At 70.3% G+C, this 20,019-nt stretch carries 16 protein-coding genes and 1 pseudogene; 7 read left to right on the top strand and 10 right to left on the bottom strand.

All coding sequences use genetic code 11. The features are described 5' to 3' along the window. Positions 1–101 precede the first annotated feature (101 nt). Both ACY34M_RS37870 and ACY34M_RS37865 read left to right on the top strand, forming a co-directional pair. Positions 102–1,040, top strand: coding sequence for an RNA polymerase sigma factor SigF (locus ACY34M_RS37870; protein ID WP_462720732.1), 939 nt, complete (start codon positions 102–104; stop codon positions 1,038–1,040). A gap of 147 nt (positions 1,041–1,187) precedes the next feature. Beyond that, positions 1,188–1,988, top strand: coding sequence for a hypothetical protein (locus ACY34M_RS37865; RefSeq protein WP_462720733.1), 801 nt, complete (start codon positions 1,188–1,190; stop codon positions 1,986–1,988). A gap of 38 nt (positions 1,989–2,026) precedes the next feature. Here the strand turns inward: ACY34M_RS37865 and ACY34M_RS37860 are convergent, their stop codons facing one another. Further along, a complete protein-coding gene (locus tag ACY34M_RS37860) occupies positions 2,027–2,236 on the bottom strand; it encodes a hypothetical protein (protein WP_462720734.1) in 210 nt (69 codons plus the stop codon). A 196-nt stretch (positions 2,237–2,432) separates the two neighbouring features. Here ACY34M_RS37860 and ACY34M_RS37855 point away from each other — a divergent pair, with 196 nt between their 5' ends. The 4 genes from ACY34M_RS37855 (at position 2,433) to ACY34M_RS37840 (ending at position 7,022) form a co-directional block, all read left to right on the top strand. Then, positions 2,433–2,951: a MarR family winged helix-turn-helix transcriptional regulator gene (locus ACY34M_RS37855; RefSeq protein ID WP_462720735.1), complete on the top strand. Its 519-nt coding sequence runs from the start codon at positions 2,433–2,435 to the stop codon at positions 2,949–2,951. Between the two features lie 98 nt (positions 2,952–3,049). Then, positions 3,050–5,500 (top strand): MFS transporter, encoded by a 2,451-nt coding sequence (locus ACY34M_RS37850; RefSeq protein WP_462720736.1) that lies wholly within the window; start codon positions 3,050–3,052, stop codon positions 5,498–5,500. Positions 5,501–5,704: 204 nt separating this feature from the next. Beyond that, on the top strand, positions 5,705–6,523 hold the full coding sequence (locus tag ACY34M_RS37845; RefSeq protein ID WP_462720737.1) for a YceI family protein: 819 nt from the start codon (positions 5,705–5,707) through the stop codon (positions 6,521–6,523). Between the two features lie 37 nt (positions 6,524–6,560). Beyond that, positions 6,561–7,022: a PPOX class F420-dependent oxidoreductase gene (locus ACY34M_RS37840; protein WP_462720738.1), complete on the top strand. Its 462-nt coding sequence runs from the start codon at positions 6,561–6,563 to the stop codon at positions 7,020–7,022. 47 nt (positions 7,023–7,069) lie between these two features. Here ACY34M_RS37840 and ACY34M_RS37835 read toward each other — a convergent pair whose 3' ends face one another. The 9 genes from ACY34M_RS37835 to ACY34M_RS37795 all read right to left on the bottom strand — a co-directional run bounded on the left by ACY34M_RS37835 (position 7,070) and on the right by ACY34M_RS37795 (position 17,974). Further along, a complete protein-coding gene (locus ACY34M_RS37835) occupies positions 7,070–7,864 on the bottom strand; it encodes a TetR/AcrR family transcriptional regulator (RefSeq protein WP_462720739.1) in 795 nt (264 codons plus the stop codon). A gap of 80 nt (positions 7,865–7,944) precedes the next feature. Beyond that, entirely contained in the window at positions 7,945–9,456 is a 1,512-nt protein-coding gene (locus ACY34M_RS37830; protein ID WP_462720740.1) for an MFS transporter, read from the bottom strand. Positions 9,457–9,531: 75 nt separating this feature from the next. Further along, positions 9,532–11,757 carry an ArnT family glycosyltransferase gene (locus ACY34M_RS37825; RefSeq protein WP_462720741.1) on the bottom strand — a complete coding sequence of 742 codons (2,226 nt, stop codon included), beginning with the start codon at positions 11,755–11,757 and terminating at the stop codon, positions 9,532–9,534. After that, positions 11,754–13,184, bottom strand: coding sequence for a bifunctional glycosyltransferase family 2/GtrA family protein (locus tag ACY34M_RS37820; protein WP_462720742.1), 1,431 nt, complete (start codon positions 13,182–13,184; stop codon positions 11,754–11,756). The genes ACY34M_RS37825 and ACY34M_RS37820 overlap by 4 nt, the downstream gene beginning before the upstream one ends. Positions 13,185–13,210: 26 nt before the next feature. Further along, positions 13,211–14,716 (bottom strand): sensor histidine kinase, encoded by a 1,506-nt coding sequence (locus ACY34M_RS37815; RefSeq protein WP_462720864.1) that lies wholly within the window; start codon positions 14,714–14,716, stop codon positions 13,211–13,213. 59 nt (positions 14,717–14,775) lie between these two features. Further along, positions 14,776–15,531: a response regulator transcription factor gene (locus ACY34M_RS37810; protein WP_462720743.1), complete on the bottom strand. Its 756-nt coding sequence runs from the start codon at positions 15,529–15,531 to the stop codon at positions 14,776–14,778. A 128-nt stretch (positions 15,532–15,659) separates the two neighbouring features. Beyond that, positions 15,660–16,568 (bottom strand): amidohydrolase family protein, encoded by a 909-nt coding sequence (locus tag ACY34M_RS37805; protein ID WP_462720744.1) that lies wholly within the window; start codon positions 16,566–16,568, stop codon positions 15,660–15,662. Further along, positions 16,561–16,929, bottom strand: coding sequence for an antibiotic biosynthesis monooxygenase family protein (locus tag ACY34M_RS37800; RefSeq protein WP_462720745.1), 369 nt, complete (start codon positions 16,927–16,929; stop codon positions 16,561–16,563). Before ACY34M_RS37800 ends, ACY34M_RS37805 begins: the two co-directional genes overlap by 8 nt. A gap of 148 nt (positions 16,930–17,077) precedes the next feature. Further along, positions 17,078–17,974 (bottom strand): DUF2797 domain-containing protein, encoded by an 897-nt coding sequence (locus ACY34M_RS37795; protein WP_462720746.1) that lies wholly within the window; start codon positions 17,972–17,974, stop codon positions 17,078–17,080. A gap of 780 nt (positions 17,975–18,754) precedes the next feature. Between ACY34M_RS37795 and ACY34M_RS37790 the strand changes: the two are divergent. Beyond that, positions 18,755–18,913 (top strand): annotated as a pseudogene (locus tag ACY34M_RS37790) (DnaA ATPase domain-containing protein); the annotation flags it as partial. Positions 18,914–20,019 lie beyond the last annotated feature (1,106 nt).

Raw genomic sequence — 20,019 nt, 5'->3', positions numbered from 1 at the left:
ACGGCGTTTGGCGCAGCTCCACGTCCGGTATTCAGGTGGAGGCTGCGCTCTTACCTGACGGGAGCGTCCGCCGCGACCGTCCGCGACCTCAAGGGGGTGGCATGTCCGCAGACCAGGGCAGCTCGAAGGTGCTCACGCTCACGCCCGGCGCGCCCGCCGCGACCGACGACCTGAGCGAGCAGACGCCTGCCGCGCTGATCGACACTCCTGTGCCCACGTCGGTTCCGGCCCAGGCCGCCGAGAGCCCCGAGGTGTCCGGGACGCCTCCGACGAGCGGGTCCATCGACACCCGCACTCTGTCCCGTTCCCTGTTCCTGCGTCTTGCCACGCTCGACGAGCACAGCCCGGAGCGGGCGTACGTCCGCGACACCCTGATCGAGCTGAACCTGCCGCTGGTGCGGTACGCGGCGGCCCGCTTCCGCAGTCGCAACGAGCCGATGGAGGACATCGTCCAGGTCGGCACGATCGGCCTGATCAAGGCGATCGACCGCTTCGACTGCGAGCGGGGCGTGGAGTTCCCGACGTTCGCGATGCCGACGGTGGTCGGCGAGATCAAGCGGTTCTTCCGGGACACCTCGTGGTCGGTGCGGGTGCCGCGCCGCCTTCAGGAGCTGCGTCTCGCGCTGACCAAGGCGAGCGACGAGCTCGCGCAGAAGCTTGACCGCTCGCCGACCGTCCCGGAGCTCGCCGCGGTGCTCGGCGTCTCCGAGGAGGACGTGGTCGACGGCCTCGCGGTGGGCAACGCGTACACCGCGTCCTCCCTGGACTCGCCCGCCCCCGAGGACGACGGCGGCGAGGGTTCCCTCGCGGACCGGCTCGGTTACGAGGACACGGCCCTGGAGGGCGTCGAGTACCGCGAGTCGCTCAAGCCGCTGCTCGCGAAGCTGCCGCCGCGGGAGCGCCAGATCATCATGCTCCGGTTCTTCGCGAACATGACGCAGTCGCAGATCGGCGAGGAGGTCGGCATCTCGCAGATGCACGTCTCCCGGCTGCTCACGCGGACGCTGTCGCAGCTGCGGGAGGGTCTGATCGCCGACTGACCGGCGACTGCCGCTCGATCGGGCGCAGACTTTCGGCGGGGCTGGTCCGGACTCCGGACCGGCCCCGCCGCGCTTGTCCGGAGCCGGTCCCGCGGACAACCGGTCCGCGGGGTTCCTAATTGACGACCCGTCAGACACACTGGCGCGATGCTGCGGACTTGGTTGCTCGGTCACAGGAAGGTCGCCGTCGGGGCCGCTTCGGTCGCCGCGGTGTGTGTGAGCGCGGGCGCCGTCGTCGCCCTCGACGGTGGCGACGGGCGCGACGGCTACGTGGCCGTGGGCGCGGCGGGCGCGGCCACCGGCCGGCCGGGCGAGCGGGTCGCCCCCACCGGCAAGGTGGAACTCGTACCGCTGGATTCCCCGACGCCGGACGGCCAGGGCCGGGGGGACAAGGGCTCCGCGGACAAGGACTCCCCGGACAAGGGCGCGGCGGGCGGGACCGCGGCAGGCGGCGGGCAGGCCGGTGCGGCTGGGGAGGGCGGTGCGGCCGGAGAGACCGGTGCGGGCGCGGACGGCGCCCCGTCGGCCGATGTGCCTCCCGCCGACGGCGGCGCACCGTCTGCGGGCGCAAAGCCCTCCGGGAGCGCGGCCCCCGGCCGTGACGCCGCCCCCTCGTCGTCCCCCTCGAAGCCCTCGGGCCCCGCCGCGCTCAAGGTGGTCGGCGACCCCGTGCTCAAGAAGGCCGACAAGCGCTGGTGCCAGGACGTGACGCTGGAACTGCGCAACTCCGGTGGCAGCGCGGTGCGTTCCGGCACCGTGAGCTTCGAGACCCATGTCATCGGGGCGCTGGGGATCGACTGGGCGACCGTCGACGTCAAGAAGAAACTCCCCGTACCCATCGGGGCCGGGGAGAAGAAGCGGAAGACGTGGACCGTGTGCGTCGACGAGTGGCGCGTACCGCTCGGGATGCACCTGGAGACCAAGGACGTCGACGTCGACTGGAAGTGAACTCCGCGGACGGGAGGTGAACTCCCGCTGGGAGCGCCTTACTTGAACGCGAGCCAGGCCACGGCCGCGATCACGACGACCGCGAGCACGATGCCGATGACCAGGCCGGCGCCGGGGCCGGACTTCGCGGGGGCTGCGGCTTGGCCGCGTCCCTGAGGCGGCTCGTCGACGAAGGCGCGGAACATCTGGGTGTTGCCCGCGGGGTCGGGTGTGCCCTGGGGGCCGGGGCCTTGGGGGTTGTTAGCCATGGGGCAGGACCCTAGCGAATTGCCGCGAAGGGCGCCACAGTCCGCGCGCCAGCCGCTGAGCTGCGACTTTACTGATTTGCACTCGATCTTTGCCGCGATTTTATCCGCGATCAACCGCTTTCGTTTGCCTGCGGCAACCAACTGCTTCTATGGTTGCCCTAAGCAACAAATAAAAATCTTCAGGTCAGGAGGTGCCGTGGCCGCACAACGTCACTACGACGAGCTGGCGCGACAGATGAGCGCCTTCGGAGCCGTCAAGAGGGACATGGCGCGGATCATGCCGCACGACTGCCCGACCGGTTCGGCCGCCGTTCTGACGCTGCTCAAGCGCTACGGCGACATGCGGATGAGCCGCATGGCAGAGCTGCTCGCCGTCGATGTGTCGGTGGCGAGCCGACACGTGGCACACGTGGCGGACCGCGGTTGGATCGAGCGCCATCCCGACCCCGCAGACAAGCGCTCGCGCATCCTCAGCCTCACCGAGAACGGCTTGAAGCAGCTGGAGGTGCTCAACGAACTGAGCACCCAACTGCTCGCCGACCGGCTGAGCGACTGGTCCGACGACGAGGTCGATCAGCTGATCGCCCTCATGACCCGGCTGCGCGACAGCTTCGGCGACTGCCGCACCACGGGGTCCCGAGCGACGGTTCCGCAGGCCGCCTCTGAGCCGACCACCGAGTCGACCCAACAGGCCACCACCCGTACACCCGCGTAAGACGTAAGAAAAGGAATCCCATGGCAACAACCACACCAGCCGGTGTGCGGGGCAGCCATCCCAAGCATTCAGGGTCCGCCCCCGAAGCGGGTGCCCCCATGTCGCACCGACAGGTCATGGAGGCGCTGTCCGGGCTGCTGCTCGGCATGTTCGCCGCCATCGTCTCGTCGACGATCGTCACCAACGCCCTGCCGAAGATCATCGGCGATCTGGGCGGCGGCCAGTCCGCGTACACCTGGGTCGTCACGGCCTCGCTGCTCGCCATGACCGCCACCACGCCCCTGTGGGGCAAGATGGCGGACCTGTTCAGCAAGAAGGCCCTGGTCCAGATAGCCCTGATCGTCTACGTGGTGGGCTCGGTCGTCGCCGGCCTCGCGCAGAACCCGGGCATGCTGATCTCCGCCCGTGCGATCCAGGGCATCGGCGCCGGTGGTCTGTCCGCCCTGGCGCAGATCGTCATGGCCGCGATGATCTCCCCGCGTGAGCGCGGTCGTTACTCCGGCTACCTCGGCGCCACGTTCGCCGTCGCCACCGTCGGCGGCCCGCTGCTCGGCGGCGTCATCACCGACACCGACTGGCTCGGCTGGCGCTACTGCCTCTTCGTCGGTGTGCCCTTCGCGATCATCGCCCTGATCGTGCTGCAGAAGACGCTGCACCTGCCGGTGACCAAGCGGAAGGTGAAGGTCGACTGGGCCGGCGCCTTCTTCATCACCGCCGCGGTCTGCCTGCTCCTGCTCTGGGTGACCTTCGCGGACGACAAGTACGACTGGCTGTCGTGGCAGACGTACACGATGGTCGGCGGCTCGATCGTGCTGGCGCTGATCTTCACGCTCGTCGAGTCCAAGGCCAGCGAGCCGATCATCCCGCTGCGCCTCTTCAAGAACCGCACCATCACGCTGGCCTCGGTCGCCTCGCTGTTCGTCGGTGTCGCGATGTTCGCGGGCACCGTGTACTTCTCGCAGTACTTCCAGCTGGCGCGCGGCAAGACGCCCACGATGTCGGGTGTCATGACGATCCCGATGATCGGTGGCCTGTTCATCTCCTCCACCGTCTCGGGTCAGATCATCACCCGGACCGGCAAGTGGAAGGCCTGGCTCGTCGCCGGCGGTCTGTTCCTGACCGCGGGTCTGGGGCTGCTCGGCACCATCGAGTACGACACCCCGTATTGGCGCGTCGCGATCTGGATGGCGCTGCTGGGTCTCGGCGTCGGCATGATGATGCAGAACCTCGTGCTGAGCACGCAGAACCAGGTGGCCCCCCAGGACCTCGGTTCCGCCTCCTCGATGGTGTCCTTCTTCCGGTCCCTCGGCGGCACGATCGGCGTCTCGGCGCTCGGCTCCGTGATGACCACCCGCATCAGCCACCACGCGACCGACACCATCGGCTCGCTCAGCCCGCAGGAGCAGCAGGCGGCCGGCAAGGCGATGGCCGGCAGTTCGCTGCCGGACATGTCCGTGCTGCCCGGCCCGATCCGCAACTGGCTGGAGGCCGCGTACGGGGCCGGCATCGCCGACATCTTCCTGTACGCCGCGCCGATCGCGTTCCTGGCATTCGTCTTCACGATCTTCATCAAGGAGGTTCCCCTGCGTACCACCGGAGCCCTCGAGCAGGCCGCACAGGGCGACGCGACGCCCGCCGCCGCCCCGGCCGCCCAGGCCGCGGCCGCTTCCCCGGCCCCCATGCCGGAGCAGGTCCCGAGCCTGGTCGGTGCGGGTCAGCCCGCGGCCGACACCCAGACCCAGCGGCTCGCGGCCGTCGCCGCCACCGCCGGTGACGTGCCCGTCGGCGGCGGCACCCCGGTCCGCGGTTTCGTCCGCGGCGCCGAGTCCGCCCCGGTGCCGCGCGCCGCGGTCACCCTGATCTCCCTCGGCGGCCGCCAGCTGGGCCGCGCCGTGGCCCAGGGCGACGGCTCGTACAGCGTCGACGCCCCCGGCGCCGGCTCCTACGTCCTGATCGCCTCGGCCGACGGCTACCAGCCGCAGGCCTCCACCGTCCTGGTGGGCGAGGAGTCGGTCACGTACGACATCCTGCTCAGCGGCACCAGCGGCCTCACCGGTGTGGTGCGGGCCAGCGAGACCAAGGCGCCGGTCGCCGGGGCGATGGTCATCGTCACCGACGTGCGCGGCGACGTGCTCGCCACCGGCCAGTCCGGCCAGGGCGGCGAGTTCACCTTCGCCGAGCTGGTTCCCGGCCCGGTCACCGTGGCCGTGAACGCGCCGGGTCACCGGCCCACCGCGCTGCCGGTCGAGGTCACCGGCTCCGGTGTCACCCGCATCGAGATCGACCTGCACTCCGGCTCCCAGGTGCAGGGCACCGTCCGGGCCGCGGGTCGCGCGCTGAACGACGCCCGCGTCACCCTGGTGGACGCGGCGGGCAACGTGGTCGCCACCGCCACCACCGGTGAGGACGGCGCGTACGCCTTCACCGACCTGGACGGCGGCGAGTACACGGTCATCGCGACCGGCTACCCGCCGGTGGCCACCGGTCTCAGCGTGAACGGCAGTGGCGTCGACGGCCACGACATCGAGCTCGCCCACCCCGGCGAGTAACCGACCCCGGGCCACTTGAAAGTGTGGTTCGCGCTTTGAGCGGACGCGGACCACACAGGCCCGGTTGTGAGAATGGGCCCCGGACCCGGTGACGTCGCCAACGGCAGGGGACGGCCGTGACGCGCCGACCGGGGCCCGTCCACGCAGGGGATGACACGACCAACCCCCTGCGTACGTAAGAACTTGAGCTAGGAGACCAAAAGCATGGGACTGAGCGCGCGGATCCGCACGCGGGACGGGTGGGCCCTGCCGCACGCCGTCGTCACGGTGACCGACATGACCGGGTCGCAGGTGCTGCGGGCCGAGGCCGATGACGAGGGCGCCGTGCACGACCCGGCCTCCCTCGCGCCCGGTCCCTACACGGTGATCGTGACCGCCGTCGGTTACGCCCCCGCCGCCTCCACCGCGATGGTGACGGCGAGCGGCCGGGCCGACGTGGGCAGCATCGTGCTGCACCGGCAGGGCGGGGCCGAGCTGCCGCCGCCCGGACCGTGGATGGTCGACCCGATGCACTCGACGATCGCGGCGACGGCCCAGCACCTGGGCATCACGTCCGTGCACGGCCGCTTCACCGACTTCTCCGCGCGCATCGACATAGCGCAGGACGTCGAGAAGTCGCGGGTCGAGGCCGTCATCAACGCGGCGTCCATCGACACCGGCAACGGCATGCGCGACGGCCACCTGAAGTCCCCGGACTTCCTGGACGTCGAGACGTACCCGGAGATCACCTACCGGTCGACCGGCATCGAGCCCGCGGGCACCGACCGCTGGACCGTGCACGGCCAGCTGAGCCTGCACGGCGTGGCCCGCGAGGTCGACCTCGACCTCAGCTACCTCGGCACCGGCGCCGACCCGTGGGGCGGCACCCGCGCGGCGTTCAAGGCGACGGCCGAGCTGAAGCGCGAGGACTTCGCGATGAACTACAACCAGGTCGTGCAGGCCGGCATCGCGGCGATCGGCGCGACGCTGAAGGTCGAGCTCGACATCCAGGCCGTCCAGGGCGACGCGCTGCCCCAGATGTAGCCGGGGGCCGGGCAGCGGCCGGGGTTAGGGTGCCGTCATGGCTCCGAACATCGCGACCAACACCCGTGTCTCCGTCGACGAGTTGCTCGACTTCGTACGGCCCCGCCACCGCGCCCTCCTCATCACCGCCCGCGCCGACGGCACCCCGCAGGCCTCCCCCCTGACCTGCGGGGTCGACGGCTCCGGGCGGATTGTTGTCTCCACGTACCCCGAGCGCGCCAAGACCCGCAACGCGAAGCGGAATCCGCGCGTCAGCCTCGTCGTGCTCAGCGACGAGTGGAACGGGCCGTGGGTGCAGATCGACGGTTCGGCCGAGGTCATCGACTCCCCCGACTCCGTCGAGCCGCTCGTCGAGTACTTCCGGTGCATCTCCGGGGAGCACCCGGACTGGGACGAGTACCGCGAGGCGATGGTCAAGCAGGGGAAGTCGATCATTCGCGTCACCCCGGAGAAGTGGGGGCCCGTGGCCACGGGTGGCTTTCCGGCGCGGCTGGCGTAAGCCGCAACAGCGTTGCGGTCGCGGGGCGCTGCCCCGGCCCCCGCTGCTCAATCGCCGCAGGGGCTCGACTTCGCCACCAGCGCTTCGATGCCCGCGATCTGGAGGTCCAGCGCCACCTCGAAGTCCGCGTCGCGCATCGCGTCCACGTCGCCGAGATCCTCCACCGCCTCCATCATCCGCTCGGCGTGCTGGAAGTCGTCCGCCATCTCCTCCGGGACGGAGAACGCGGCCATGGCCCTGTGGAAGTACTCGTCCTGGGTGAGGCCCACCTCGGCGCAGCGCTGGCGGAAGTGGCCCTCGACCGTGCCGTATCCGTAGACGAACTGGAAGACGGAGGCGACGGCGCCGCGCTGCTGGGCCATGGTGAGGCCGGTGCGGGCGATGACCTGCTGCACCGCCCGCGCGAACAGCAGCGACTTCGGGCCGATGTTCAGGTAGTTGCCGACGAGCGGCGAGATCCACGGATGGCGGATGATCAACTTCCGGTACATGGCGGCCAGTTCCCGCAGCCGGGTCTGCCAGTCCGGCAGGCCGTCCGCGCCCGTCTCCGGGATCTCCAGCTCGCCGAAGACGTGGTCGAGGGCGAGTTCGAGGAGGTCGTCCTTGGTGTCCACGTACCAGTAGACGGACATCGCGGTGACCCCGAGATCGCCCGCCAGGCGCCGCATGGAGAACTTGGCGAGCCCCTCCGCGTCCAGCAGCCGCACCGTCGCCCCGGTGATCCGCTCCCGGTCGAGGCCGCTCGGCTGCTGGCCGCGCCGGCCGCGCTCCGCTCTGGGCTTGGGCTCCGCGGCGCCGTCCGTGTCCTCGAGCCAGACGCTCATCCGCGCTGCCTTCGCCATGGCGTTCCTTCCCGGAAGTTCCTCGTACGCGGGCGGCCCGGCCTGCGCCCGCCGGGTCGCTCCGACCGCCCGCCCCGATGCTAAGCGGAAGTCACCGCTGCTGATTCTGCCCGCTCGGCCCTGCGCAGCAACACCGCCGCGAGCAGCCCGCCCGCGAGCACGGCGACCGCGCCGACCAGTTGGCTGGCCTCGAGACCGGAGGCGAAGGCGTCGCTGATCCGGGCCTTCTCGGCCGCCGAGTCCGCCGCCGCGAACGCCGCGGGGAACGAGGCCGCGGACACCGCCACGAGCGAGCCGAACCGGGCGTTCAGGACCGCGCCGAGGACCGCGACCCCCAGCCCGTTGCCGAACTCCGCGAGAGTGCCGTTGACCCCGGCGCCGACGCCCGCCTTCTCCGGCGGGATGGCGCTCATGATGGCGTTGGCCATGGCCGGCATGGCGAGGGCGATGCCCGCGCCCATGACGATCAGACCGAGCAGCATCCCGCCGTACGCGTCCCCGCCGAGCAGCGAGATCGCCGCGAGCCCCACCGCCATGCACGTCATGCCGGACGCAATGGTCAGCGGCGTGCCCATCTTGGGCAGAAGCTTCGCGCCGACCCCGGTGAGGTTGAGCGCGACGACGGTGAGGGCCATCGGCGCGGTGCGCAGTCCCGCCTCCAACGGCCCGTATCCGAGCAGGAACTGGAGGTGCTGGGTGAGCAGGAACAGCGAGCCGCCCATCCCGAAGGCGACGAGGATCGCACCGGCCACCGCACCCGTGAACTTCTGGTTGCGGAAGAAGTGCATGTCGAGCATCGGATACGGGATCCGCAGCTCCCACACCACGAAACCGGCCATCACGAGGACGCCGATCGCGGCCGAGGTGAGCGTGGTCGCCGACGTCCAGCCGTCGTCCGGGCCCGAGATGATCGCGTAGACGACGCCGGTCATGCCGATGGTGGAGAGCAGCGCGCCGAGCAGATCGGGGCGGTCGCCCTGCGGGTTCTTCGACTCGGGCACCAGGGCGAGCACGGCGACGAGGCCGAGGACCGCGATCGGTACGTTGATGAGGAAGATCGAGCCCCACCAGAAGTGGTCGAGCAGCACTCCGCCGACGAGCGGGCCGACGGCGAAGCCGAGGGTGCTGACGGTGGACCACAGGGCGATCGCCTTGACGCGCTCGGCCTCGCTGAAGATCTGCACGACGACCGCGAGCGTCGACGTCATCATCAGCGCGCCGCCGACGCCCATGCCGGCGCGGGCGGCGATCAGCTGCCCGGTGGAACCGGCGAAGGCGGCGGTCACCGAGCCGATGCCGAAGATCGCGAGGCCCGCGGCGAGCATCTTCTTGCGGCCGTAGCGGTCGGAGGCGCTGCCCGCGGTGAGCAGCAGTCCGGACTGGACGAGCGAGTAGGCGCTGATCATCCACTGGATGTCGGACGTCGAGGCGTGCAGCTCGCGGGTGAGCGAGGGGATCGCGACGTTCAGGACGGTGTTGTCCAGCAGCACGGTCAGCTGGGCGAGGCAGATGACTCCGAGGATCAGCCAGCGCTGGGGGTGGCCCGCGCCGGTCGGGGGTGCCTGGGTGGCCGGGTCGGCCGTGGCGGCCATGGACACTCCTCTACGGTGTATGGGATACGTTTCCCATACACCGTAGAGGGACCGCTGCGGGCCGTACAAACGGTTTTACGTCGTGGGCCGGGTCAGGTCGTAGAACGTGGCGCTGCCCACCGTCACCTTCTTGTAGTTGGCCTTGACCCACTTCGTGATCTTCGACGCCGAGCCGGAGTCGGAGCCGCCCATGCCGCCCGACTGTCCCGCGATGAAGTAGTGGATCTTGCCGTCCTCGACGTACTGCTTGAACTGGGCGAGCGTCGGGGACGGGTCGGTGCCGTTGAAGCCGCCGATCGCCATCACCGGGGAGCCGGTGGCCAGCTGGTAGCTCGACTGGTTCTGCGAGCCGACCGTGGCCGCGGCCCAGGTGTAGTCACCCGCGTTCTTCTGGAGCAGCTTCTTGGCCTTGCTGCTGACCTCGGCGCCGTTGAGCAGCCCGCCCATGCCGCCGCCGCCCTTGCCGCCGCCCTTTCCACCGCCGGGCATGCCGCCCTGCTGCTGGGAGTTGGAGCCCTGCTTGCTCTTGCCGGTGCCCTGGTTGCTCTGGCCCGTGCTCTGCTTGCCGTTGCCCTGGCCGGGCATGCCGCCGCCGGGGAAGCCGCCCTGCTGGTTGCCCTTGCCGTTGGTGCCCGTCGGGGGCTGCGGCATCTGGCCGCCCTTTCCGGTCTGGCCGGTCTTGCCGTTCTGGCCCGGCATACCGCCGCCACCGGGGCCGCCCTTGCCGCCGCCACCAGGACCGCCCATCGCGCTGGCCCCGGAGGGACCCGCCGTCACGATCGACCCGGAGTGCCCGGTGTTCAGCGTGGAGACGGTGTACGCGGTCGGCGCGGCCAGCGAGGCCACGAGGCCCAGGCCCGCCGCACCGAGCGCCAGTCGGCGGCCCAGCCGGCCCGCGAAGGCGAGGCCGAGTCCCGCCACGAGCCCGACGATCAGCACGGCCCAGCGCAGCCACGGCAGGTAGTCCGGAGTCCGGCCGAGCAGCACGTACCCCCACACCGCCGTGACGGCCACGGTCGCCCCGAGCGTCGCCGACGCCGAGAGCCGCGCTCGCCGCTCCCACAGCAGGGTCGCGCCCATGCCGATGACGGCCGCGAGGTACGGGGCCAGGGCCACCGTGTAGTACTGGTGGAAGATGCCGGCCATGAAGCTGAAGATCAGGCCGGTCGTCAGCAGGGAGCCGCCCCACGCGAGGAACGCGGCGCGCGCCGTGTCGGTCCGCCTGGCCTTCCAGGTGAGGACCACACCCGCGACGAAGAGGATCAGCGCGGCGGGGATCAGCCAGGAGATCTGGCTGCCGATCTCGGAGTTGAACATCCGGGTGAGGCCGGTCTCGCCCCACATGCCGGTGCCGCCGCCCGTACCGCCGCCACCGCCGCCGACGGAGCCGGTCTCGTCGCCGTTGATCCGGCCGAGACCGTTGTAGCCGAAGGTCAGTTCAAGGAACGAGTTGTTCTGGGAGCCGCCGATGTACGGCCGCGAGGACGCGGGCCACAGCTCGACGATCGCCACCCACCAGCCGCCCGCCACGATCATCGCGAGCGCGGACAGGGCGAGTTGACCGAAGCGCCTGCGCACCCGGACCGGTGCGAACACCGCGTAGAGGACCGCCAGCGGCGGCAGGATCAGGAAGGCCTGGAGCGTCTTGGCCAGGAAGGCGAGGCCGACGGCCGCACCCGCCCAGACCAGCCACTTCGTCCGGCCCTTCTCCATGGCGCGCAGCACGCAGTAGACCGTGACGGTCATCAGGAGCGCGAGGATCGCGTCCGGGTTGTTGAAGCGGAACATCAGCGCGGCGACCGGGGTCGTCGCGAGGACCACCATGGTGATCAGGCCCGCCGCGGCGCTGAAGCGGCGGCGTACGGCCGCGTACAGGACACCGGCGGTGGCGACGCCCATCAGCACCTCGGGGCCGAGGATCGCCCACGAGTTGAGGCCGAAGAGGCGGACCGACAGGCCCATCGGCCACAGCGCGGCCGGCGGCTTGTCGACGGTGATGGCGTTCGCCGCGTCGGACGAGCCGAAGAAGAACGCCTTCCAGCTCTCGCTGCCGGCCTGGACCGCCGCCGAGTAGAAGGAGTTGGCGTAGCCGGAGGCCGAGAGGTTCCAGAAGTAGGCGGCGGCGATGACGAGGAGCAGTCCGAGGAACGCCGGGCGCACCCAGCGCGCGTCATCGGGCCTGCCGCGCCACACGCGCGTGAGGAAGGAGGTCCTGGGTCGGCCGTGTCCCGCGCCGGGCGGAGGGGACTCGGCGGGCGCCGCGTCGGCGGCGCCGTGGGGAGGCCGGAGGTCTGTGGTCATCGCTGGATCCCGGGGTCGGAGTCGTGGTGGTGCGCGCTCCCGGCGTGCATCGGCACGGTCGCGTCGTCCCAGGTCTGCGGAACCTGAGGGGTCTTCACGGGGGTCGGGGGGAGGGTCGGGGTCGGGCTCGGGGCCGCCGGGGCGGAGGAGCCGCGGTCGGAGCGGTCGTTGAACACCCAGGCCCGGAAGAGCAGGAAGCGCAGGATCGTCGCCGCGAGGTTGGCCGCGATCAGCACGATCAGCTCGGTGGAGTGCGCCGGGTCGCCGGACGCCGTGTTGAGGGCGGCGAGCGAGCCACTGGTCAGGGCCCAGCCGATGCCGAACACGACGATGCCCTGGGCCTGGTGGCGTACGGCGTTGTCCCGGCCGCGCACCCCGAAGGTGAGGCGCCGGTTGGCCGCCGTGTTGGCGATCGCCGAGACGAACAGGGCAGCTGCGTTCGCCAGCTGCGCCCCCGAGAACGTACGGAAGCCGGAGTACAGCAGCAGATACAGCAGCGTCGACAGGCCGCCGACGACGCAGAAGCCGAGCAGCTGGCGGGCCAGGCCCTTGGGTACGTCGGTGAGGCTGCGGTCGCGCGGATCGTCGCCGAAGGGGCGCGCGAGCCGGTCGAGGGGGAGCGAGCCGGTGGCGAGCGCCTTGCCGACGCGCCAGACGCCCTTGAGGTCGTCGGTGGCCGTCTTGACGATGTGGACGGTCGAGTTCGGGTCGTCGACCCAGTCGACGGGCACTTCGTGGATCCGCAGCCCGGCCCGCTCCGCGAGCACCAGCATCTCGGTGTCGAAGAACCAGCCGGTGTCCTCGACCAGCGGCATCAGCACCTGCGCGACATCGCGCCGGATCGCCTTGAAGCCGCACTGGGCGTCGGAGAAGCGGGCCTGGAGCGAGCCGCGCAGGATGAGGTTGTAGGTGCGCGAGATGAACTCGCGCTTCGTGCCGCGCACCACGCGCGAGCTGCGGGCGAGACGGGAGCCGATCGCCAGGTCCGAGTGGCCGGAGATCAGCGGGGCGACGAGCGGCAGCAGCGCGTTGAGATCGGTGGACAGGTCCACGTCCATGTACGCGAGGACCGGCGCGTCGGACGCCGACCACACGGTGCGCAGGGCCCGGCCGCGGCCCTTCTGTTCGAGCCGGAAGTTCTCGACCTCGCGGAACTCCTGTGTCAGGCCGTGCGCCACCTGCGGGGTGCTGTCGGTGGAGGCGTTGTCCGCGACGGTGATGCGGAAGGGGTAGGGGAAGGTGCGGACCAGGTGGTGGTGCAGCCTGCGCACGCACTCACCGAGGTCCTTCTCCTCGTTGTAGACGGGGATGACAACGTCCAGGACCGGCACATCGCCGCTGCCGGCAGGGAGGTGCTCCCGCGCCGGCAGCGCCCGGAACCTCGCGGAGGCGGTGGGGTCGATGCCCGGAGAAGAGTCGGTTCGCATGCCACCGACATTCGCCAACTGCCCTGTTAGGGCTGTGTGGTGAAGCTTTGCTCCGCCTGTGAGTAAGCGGGCGGGCGGGTGACGTGCGTCGTACCGGCCGGTGAAGGGGCCTGGACATGGGCCGGCAGATGCACCGTGAACACGGTCCTGCCGGGCACGCTGTCGACGGTCACGGCGCCGCCGTGCGCGGCCGCGACGGCCTGCACGATGGCGAGGCCGAGTCCGGTGGAACCGGCCTTCCTGGACCGCGAGGAGTCGCCGCGCGCGAACCGTTCGAAGACGTGCGGCAGCAGCTCGGCGGGGATGCCGGGGCCGTCGTCCTGGATGTCGAGGCAGGTCCACGGGCCGTGTCCGTGCACGCGGGCGGTGACGGTGGTGCCGGGCGGCGTGTGCGTACGCGCGTTCGCGAGCAGGTTGACGAGGACCTGGTGCAGCCGCGCGGAGTCGGCGAGCACGGTGGCCGGTTCGTCGGGCAGCTCCAGTCGCCAGTAGTGGCTCTGGTCCGCGGCGCGGGCGTCGCTGAGCGCGTCGACGACGAGGGGCGACAGATCCGTCGGCTCGTACGACAGCGGTCTTCCGGCATCCAGCCGGGCGAGCAGCAGCAGGTCCTCGACGAGGCCGGTCATCCGGTGCGCCTCGGACTCGATGCGGCCGAGCGCGTGCCGGGTGTCGGGGCCGGTCTCCTCGCGGCCGCGCCTGGTCAGCTCGGCGTAGCCGCGGATGGAGGCGAGCGGCGTACGCAGCTCGTGGCTGGCGTCCGCGACGAACTGGCGCACCCGCGTCTCGCTCTGCTGGCGCGATTCGAGGGCGCCGTGCACATGGTCGAGCATGCGGTTGAGCGCGGCGCCGACCTGGCCGACCTCGGTCCTCGGGTCGGCCTCGGACTCGGGTACGCGTTCGTAGAGGGTCACCTCGCCGCTGTGCAGCGGGAGTTCGGAGACCCGGGTCGCGGTCGCGGCGACGCGGCGCAGCGGCCGCAGATTGACGCCGACCATGATCGCCCCGGCGGCGCCGGCGGCCACGAGTGCCGCGGCGGCGACGAGCAGTTCGGTGACGATGAGCTTGTTGACGGTGGAGTCGACCTGGGCGGTGGGGCGGGCCACGTAGAAGTCGCCGTTGGACCCGGAGACGTACTGGACGCGGTAGCTGCCGAGGCCCGGCAGGTCGACGGTGTGCATCGACTTGTCGGCGGTCTGGGGGACCTCTTCCAAGGCGTCGAGCACCGACTGGGACAGACCGCTTGTCTGGAGTTGCCTGCCGCCCTCGGAGTTCGTCGCCTCGACGCTGATCTTGCCGTCGGTGGCCTGCCCGTCACTGACCTCGGCGCCGAGGGTCCCCGCGGGGGAGCCCACGGTCACGAACGCCAGGTCGTCCACGTCCTGTTGTCCCATGGGGCCCGCCCCGGGAAAGTCGCCCTTCGGCCCGCCCGCGCGCATCGCTATGCCGCTCACCTGCTTGTCGAGCTCGTCGTACAGGTACGAGTGCAGCGAGACGGCGGACACGACACCGATCACGGACGCCACGACGGCCATCAGCGCGACGGCCGTGACGACCAGCCGGGTACGCAGCGTCTGGGGCCGGCCCCTGCGCTTCACGACGACGTGGTGGCGGCCATGGCCGGCTTGATCAGATAGCCGGCGCCGCGCCGGGTGTGGATCATCGGCTCGCGCCCGGCGTCGATCTTCCGGCGCAGGTACGAGATGTAGAGCTCGACGACGTTGGCCTGGCCGCCGAAGTCGTAAGACCACACGCGGTCGAGGATCTGCGCCTTGCTGAGCACGCGGCGCGGATTGCGCATGAGGAAGCGCAGCAGCTCGAACTCGGTGGCGGTGAGGTGGATGTTGTCCCCGCCGCGCGAGACCTCGTGGCTGTCCTCGTCGAGCATCAGGTCGCCGACGACGAGGACGGACTCGCTGCGCCGGTCGGCCGCACCGGTCCGCCGGATCAGTCCGCGCAGCCGTGCGACGACCTCCTCCAGGCTGAACGGCTTGGTCACGTAGTCGTCGCCGCCCGCAGTCAGTCCGGCGATCCGGTCCTCGACGGCGTCCTTGGCGGTCAGGAAGAGCACGGGGACGTCGGGCAGTTCGCGGCGCATCCGCCCGAGCACGCTCAGCCCGTCCATGTCCGGCAGCATCATGTCCAGCACGACGGCGTCGGGCCGGAAGTCGCGCGCGGTCTGCACGGCGCCGGAACCGTCGGCTGCGGTGCGGATCTGCCAGCCTTCGTAGCGCAGGGCCATGGACAACAGCTCGGTGATCGACTGCTCGTCGTCCACGACGAGCACCCGGACGGGGCTCCCGTCCGGCCTCAGCAGTTCGGTACGCCCCTGGGGCGAGGTCGTGGTCATGGTGCAACCTTGCGCCGCGCCTCTGAGAGCCCCCTTTCCCGAACCTGTGAAAACTCTGAGAAACCAGTGAGTGTGCTGGGCGTCTCCCGGGTTTCCCGGGTCTCTGAGGTGCCAGGGCCTCCTGGGTCTCAGTCGAGCGCGAACAGCGCGGCGGCGTTGTTCCGGCACACGGCCCGCACCCAGTCGTCCCCGAGCCCGAGCCGCTCGACGACCTCCAGCTGATGCACGTACGGGTACGGGATGTTCGGAAAGTCGCTGCCGAGCAGCACCCGGTCCCCGAGGTCGGCGAGCCGTCCCAGCTCGTCCTTGGGGAAGGGGGCCTGCCGCTCGACGAAGTCGGTGAACGCCATGGTCGTGTCCAGCCGGACCTCCGCGTACCGCTCGGCGAGCCGCATGAAGTCCGTGTACTCGGGCATCCCCATGTGCGCGACCACCAGCGGCAGCCGCGGGTGCCGGGCGAGCAGCCGGGCGATCGGCTCGGGCCCGGTGTGCTTTCCGGGCGCGGGTCCCGAGCCGCAGTGCGTCACGATCGGCACCCCGGCCTCGGCGAGCAGCCCCCACACGGGATCGAGCAGCGGATCGTTCGGGTCGTAGGCGCCGACCTGCACATGCGCCTTGAACACGCGCGCCCCCGCCGCCAGGGCCTGGCGCACATACACCTCGACGCCCGGCTCGGGGAAGAAGGTGGCGGTGTGCAGACAGTCGGGCGTGCGGGCGGCGAAGTCGGCGGCCCAGTCGTTCAGCCAGCGCGCCATCCCGGCCTTGTGCGGATAGAGCATCGAGGTGAAGGCCTCGACCTTGAACTCCCGCAGCCTGGCGAGCCGCTGCCCCTCCTCCTCGCGGTACGTGATCGGCCACTCGGTGCCGACCAGCGGTCCGGCGGAGTCGAAGTACGCCCACACCTTGCGCAGCACGCGCTCGGGCATGAAGTGCGTGTGCACGTCGACGAGGCCGGGAAGCCGGTACCGGTCGAGGAACGCGGCGACCTGCCGGGCCTCGGTCGCGGAGTCACCGTGGTCGGGGTCGGACTCAGTCACGCTCGAACTCCTGGCTGCGCTCGACCTTGGCGACGTGCACGGTGTACCGCTCGTACCACTCGGCGCGGCCCCGCTTCTGCACCGCGCGGTGCTCACCGACGGACCGCCACTGCTCGACGGCGGCGGAGTCGCGGAAGTACGAGACGGTGATGCCGAGGCCGCCGGGGGTGCGCGCGGACTCGTGCCCGAGGTACCCCGGTATCTCCTTGACCAGCTCGTCCATCCGGTCGGCCGCCTCCCCGTACCCGCGGTCCCCCGGAGTGCGCACGGAGCTGAACACCACGGCGTAGTAGGGCGGTTCGAAGGCGGGCAACGGCCGGGGAGCCACCGCCCCGTCAGTCGCATCGGCGTGATCACTCATGTCCATACGATCTCTCGTTCCACGGTCCGGGAAAAGGGGATCCACCGAGACACCTGCCGCGCGGGTGACCGGGCGGCTGGGTGACCGGGCGGCTGGGTGTCCGAGCGGCTGGGCGGCTGGGCGGCCGGGCGGCTGGGCGGCCGGCCCGCTAGAAGAGCCCACCCTGCACCCCCGGAACCTCCCGCACCACGGGCCCCGCCCCGCGTACCCCCTCCGGCACGCGCTCCAACGGCCACCCGGCGAGCACCCGCGTATCGACAACGAGCCGCCGCCCGTCTTCCCCCTCGGCGTCCCCCTCGACGAGGTGCAGATCGGGCCCTGCGGCAGCGACGACCTGCCCCGCCACGACGTCCCCCGCACCGAGCCCGCTCACGACGGCGTCGACCCGGTCGATCCCGGCAAGACCGAACGCCTCGCCGTGATCCACGATCAGACACGGCAGCCGCTCCAAGGACTCGGGCCATCCCGCGAGGCCCGCCGCCACACCGTGCGCCCGCACCAACTCGGCGCCCCGCTCACCGACTCCCGGCAGCGCGCCCCGCACCGCCCGCTTGCGCTCGTACGGAATCCGGTCCGGCACCCCGAGCGCCACCCGCAGCAGCTCCTCGGCCCGCCGCGCCGCCATCAAGGGCCCCTGCCCCAGCCACGTGAACGCCACGGCCCCCTGCTCCAGCAACCGCGCGCTCCCCCTGGCCACCCCCGTGATCCCCACCTTCACGAGCCCGTCCCCGAACCACGCCAAGTACACGCGGTACGGCCGCGGATCATCGGCGAGGGTGTCCGCCGCCACGGACCGGGCCCGGTCGATCCCGGCACACTCCGCGCACTGCGCCCTGGTCCCCCGCACCGGCACGGCATCCCGCCCCGGACAGACGGTCCAGCGCCCGCCCCGCCACACCCCGAGACACCGCCGCGCCCCACCGACCCGAAACGCGAGCCGCTCCCCGAACCGCACCCCGCTCTCCCGCTCGCCCCCGCCGTCCCCCACCCACCCGAAGACCGGCCCGCCCCCACGCCACCGCATCCCGGTGCACCACCACGTCATACGAGCCAGGATGACGCACACCACTGACAACCCCGGAAAAACGCAAGAGGCCCCGGATTGCTCCGGGGCCTCTTGTCTGTGTGCACTCGGCAGGATTCGAACCTGCAACCTTCTGATCCGTAGCTCTATGTGGATCGGTTGTAGGCGGTCATACCGGCCACGATTCGTTGCTACGAGGCCGCTGGCAGGAGCGAGCGGCCATTGTGGTTGCGGTACTTCGTTGCTGTACCGCAGGCTCCTGCCACGACGGCCACCACGGACACAGCATCCGCGTATGCGCCAACAACCTGGGCTACGGGTGCGGATGAGATCACCAGAATCACGATGATCAAAATCACGAAAGGCTGCCAGCTCGGATTTGACACGGGCGGGTGTGCACCGGCCAGACTCATAGGAACGCCTCCTCTTGGAGTCGATGCCCGCTCAACCACGCGCGCCGGGAAGCCTGTGTGGTTGGGCGGGCTTTCTTCGTTCCAGGAGACTTCAGCACGCCAACGCCAGAATCAGTTTTTGGCCAAGCTCACGGCTAGAAGCCTCCCCTCAGACACCATTTCTGATCTTGCAAAAGCAGCTCCCTGGAAAGAATCCGCTGATGAGGAGCCACATCTCCTTCTGCCTGGCAAAGAAATAGAACACGGCTGGAATCGATTCGACAGGTTCCTCGCTCCAAACACTGCCACGCCGTGACCTCACCTTCATCTGGTCGAGCCTGGGCAACGCCGAAGGACAGAGTCCGACTTTCCCAACCGGTCGATTCTGCGCAAAGGTGCACTATCGGGCGTGGAGTACGTGAGCTCCGAGGAGTTCACCAACGAGTTCATCGACTCGATCCGCGACGGCAAGGGCGACTCCTTCCGCAAGCGGTACCGCGAGATGGACATCCTGCTCGTCGACGACATCCAGTTCCTCGCGGACAAGGAGTCGACGCAGGAGGAGTTCCGAACTCGCCAACCTCTCGCTGTAGAAGATCGGCACGCAGGGGGCGTGACTACTGGCGTCCAGGTGGAGCGCGCCACTGTACGAACGACCTGTCAGGTCGGCCAGGAGCGTAGGTGCGCTGCCCGAGATCGAGGGCTACACCCAGACGAGGAAACGCGTGTGCAGTACGGCGCCACAAGGAGCTCATCACGAAGGGCGCCGACTTCATCCGCCACGGCAAGGACGAATGGCTCTGCAAGGGGTACTGCGAGATGGACGTCCAGTTGTACCGGGAGATGGACATCCTCCTAGTCGACGGGATCAAGTCCTGGAGGAAGTTCTACTTGGTCAACGACTGCCTGCATCTGTTGGTCGTCGCGTAGACCGGGCACTTCAAGTACTTCGCCGAGACGTCGAGATGGGGCACATCAGCGGCGAAGAAGCAGATGGACATCATGCTCGGCGACCCGCTGTTCTGCTCGCCGAGCCGCATCGCCAAGGAGCCTCAAGTGGCCCGAAGCGGCGCTGACTTGAGGTTTCACGTGAAACAAGGACCGGTGCAGTCGGCAGTGCGACACGGCTCGCCCCCCAGCGGCCCAGTGGTGTCAGTGTCGTGCCGCAGACTAGTCCCCGCGGCCATCGGTCTCTGCTGGAAACGGCAGCGGCCCCCTGGGTTCAGCAGGAGGCCGCTCACACCGTTGGGATCATCAACCAGTGGAGGTCAACATTCCCAGCAAGAGGAAGTGTAGGCGCGAGCAGTGTCAGCGGCCTGCGTCGAAGACCGCCAGGCTCGCCCGCTCCCGTCGTCGTATATCTCGTGACCTGCATGAACGGTCTGCGAAGCGTGAAGTTAGGCGACTGCTGCAGACGGCCTCGGATGAGGTTACGAGGGTCGCGGTCAAGGCGAGCCTGAGTGGGTTCGGGACCTTGGCCCTCATCTGGTGGCAGCACCGCAGCTAGCGGCCGATGTTGGTAGAGCGCTTGTGTCCCCGCCCATGAACATGCGACACAGGCGCTCTACCGCCCGACCCAGCCCACCACTCAACCCCAGCTCCCATCCCGTCCGCCGTCGACCCACACGCAGTGGAGCGGGCGTGGCCCCTGGTGTCCAGGTGGAGCGCGCCACT

This window comes from Streptomyces sp. EDA2-14 (genome assembly GCF_054963755.1).
The sequence above is the reverse complement of the archived record's forward strand: the minus strand, read 5'-3'. Positions and strand labels throughout refer to the sequence as shown.

What these genes read in the sequence shown, in the direction of transcription:
- ACY34M_RS37835 (WP_462720739.1), bottom strand. Translation starts at nt 7,864, where the DNA reads ATGGCGAAGGCAGCGCGGATGAGCGTCTGGCTCGAGGACACGGACGGC.
- ACY34M_RS37815 (WP_462720864.1), bottom strand. Translation starts at nt 14,716, where the DNA reads ATGGCCGTCGTGGCGTCCGTGATCGGTGTCGTGTCCGCCGTCTCGCTG.
- ACY34M_RS37860 (WP_462720734.1), bottom strand. Translation starts at nt 2,236, where the DNA reads ATGGCTAACAACCCCCAAGGCCCCGGCCCCCAGGGCACACCCGACCCC.
- ACY34M_RS37830 (WP_462720740.1), bottom strand. Translation starts at nt 9,456, where the DNA reads ATGGCCGCCACGGCCGACCCGGCCACCCAGGCACCCCCGACCGGCGCG.
- ACY34M_RS37825 (WP_462720741.1), bottom strand. Translation starts at nt 11,757, where the DNA reads ATGACCACAGACCTCCGGCCTCCCCACGGCGCCGCCGACGCGGCGCCC.
- ACY34M_RS37840 (WP_462720738.1), top strand. Translation starts at nt 6,561, where the DNA reads ATGGCTCCGAACATCGCGACCAACACCCGTGTCTCCGTCGACGAGTTG.
- ACY34M_RS37795 (WP_462720746.1), bottom strand. Translation starts at nt 17,974, where the DNA reads ATGACGTGGTGGTGCACCGGGATGCGGTGGCGTGGGGGCGGGCCGGTC.
- ACY34M_RS37870 (WP_462720732.1), top strand. Translation starts at nt 102, where the DNA reads ATGTCCGCAGACCAGGGCAGCTCGAAGGTGCTCACGCTCACGCCCGGC.
- ACY34M_RS37845 (WP_462720737.1), top strand. Translation starts at nt 5,705, where the DNA reads ATGGGACTGAGCGCGCGGATCCGCACGCGGGACGGGTGGGCCCTGCCG.
- ACY34M_RS37865 (WP_462720733.1), top strand. Translation starts at nt 1,188, where the DNA reads ATGCTGCGGACTTGGTTGCTCGGTCACAGGAAGGTCGCCGTCGGGGCC.
- ACY34M_RS37800 (WP_462720745.1), bottom strand. Translation starts at nt 16,929, where the DNA reads ATGAGTGATCACGCCGATGCGACTGACGGGGCGGTGGCTCCCCGGCCG.
- ACY34M_RS37810 (WP_462720743.1), bottom strand. Translation starts at nt 15,531, where the DNA reads ATGACCACGACCTCGCCCCAGGGGCGTACCGAACTGCTGAGGCCGGAC.
- ACY34M_RS37820 (WP_462720742.1), bottom strand. Translation starts at nt 13,184, where the DNA reads ATGCGAACCGACTCTTCTCCGGGCATCGACCCCACCGCCTCCGCGAGG.
- ACY34M_RS37850 (WP_462720736.1), top strand. Translation starts at nt 3,050, where the DNA reads ATGTCGCACCGACAGGTCATGGAGGCGCTGTCCGGGCTGCTGCTCGGC.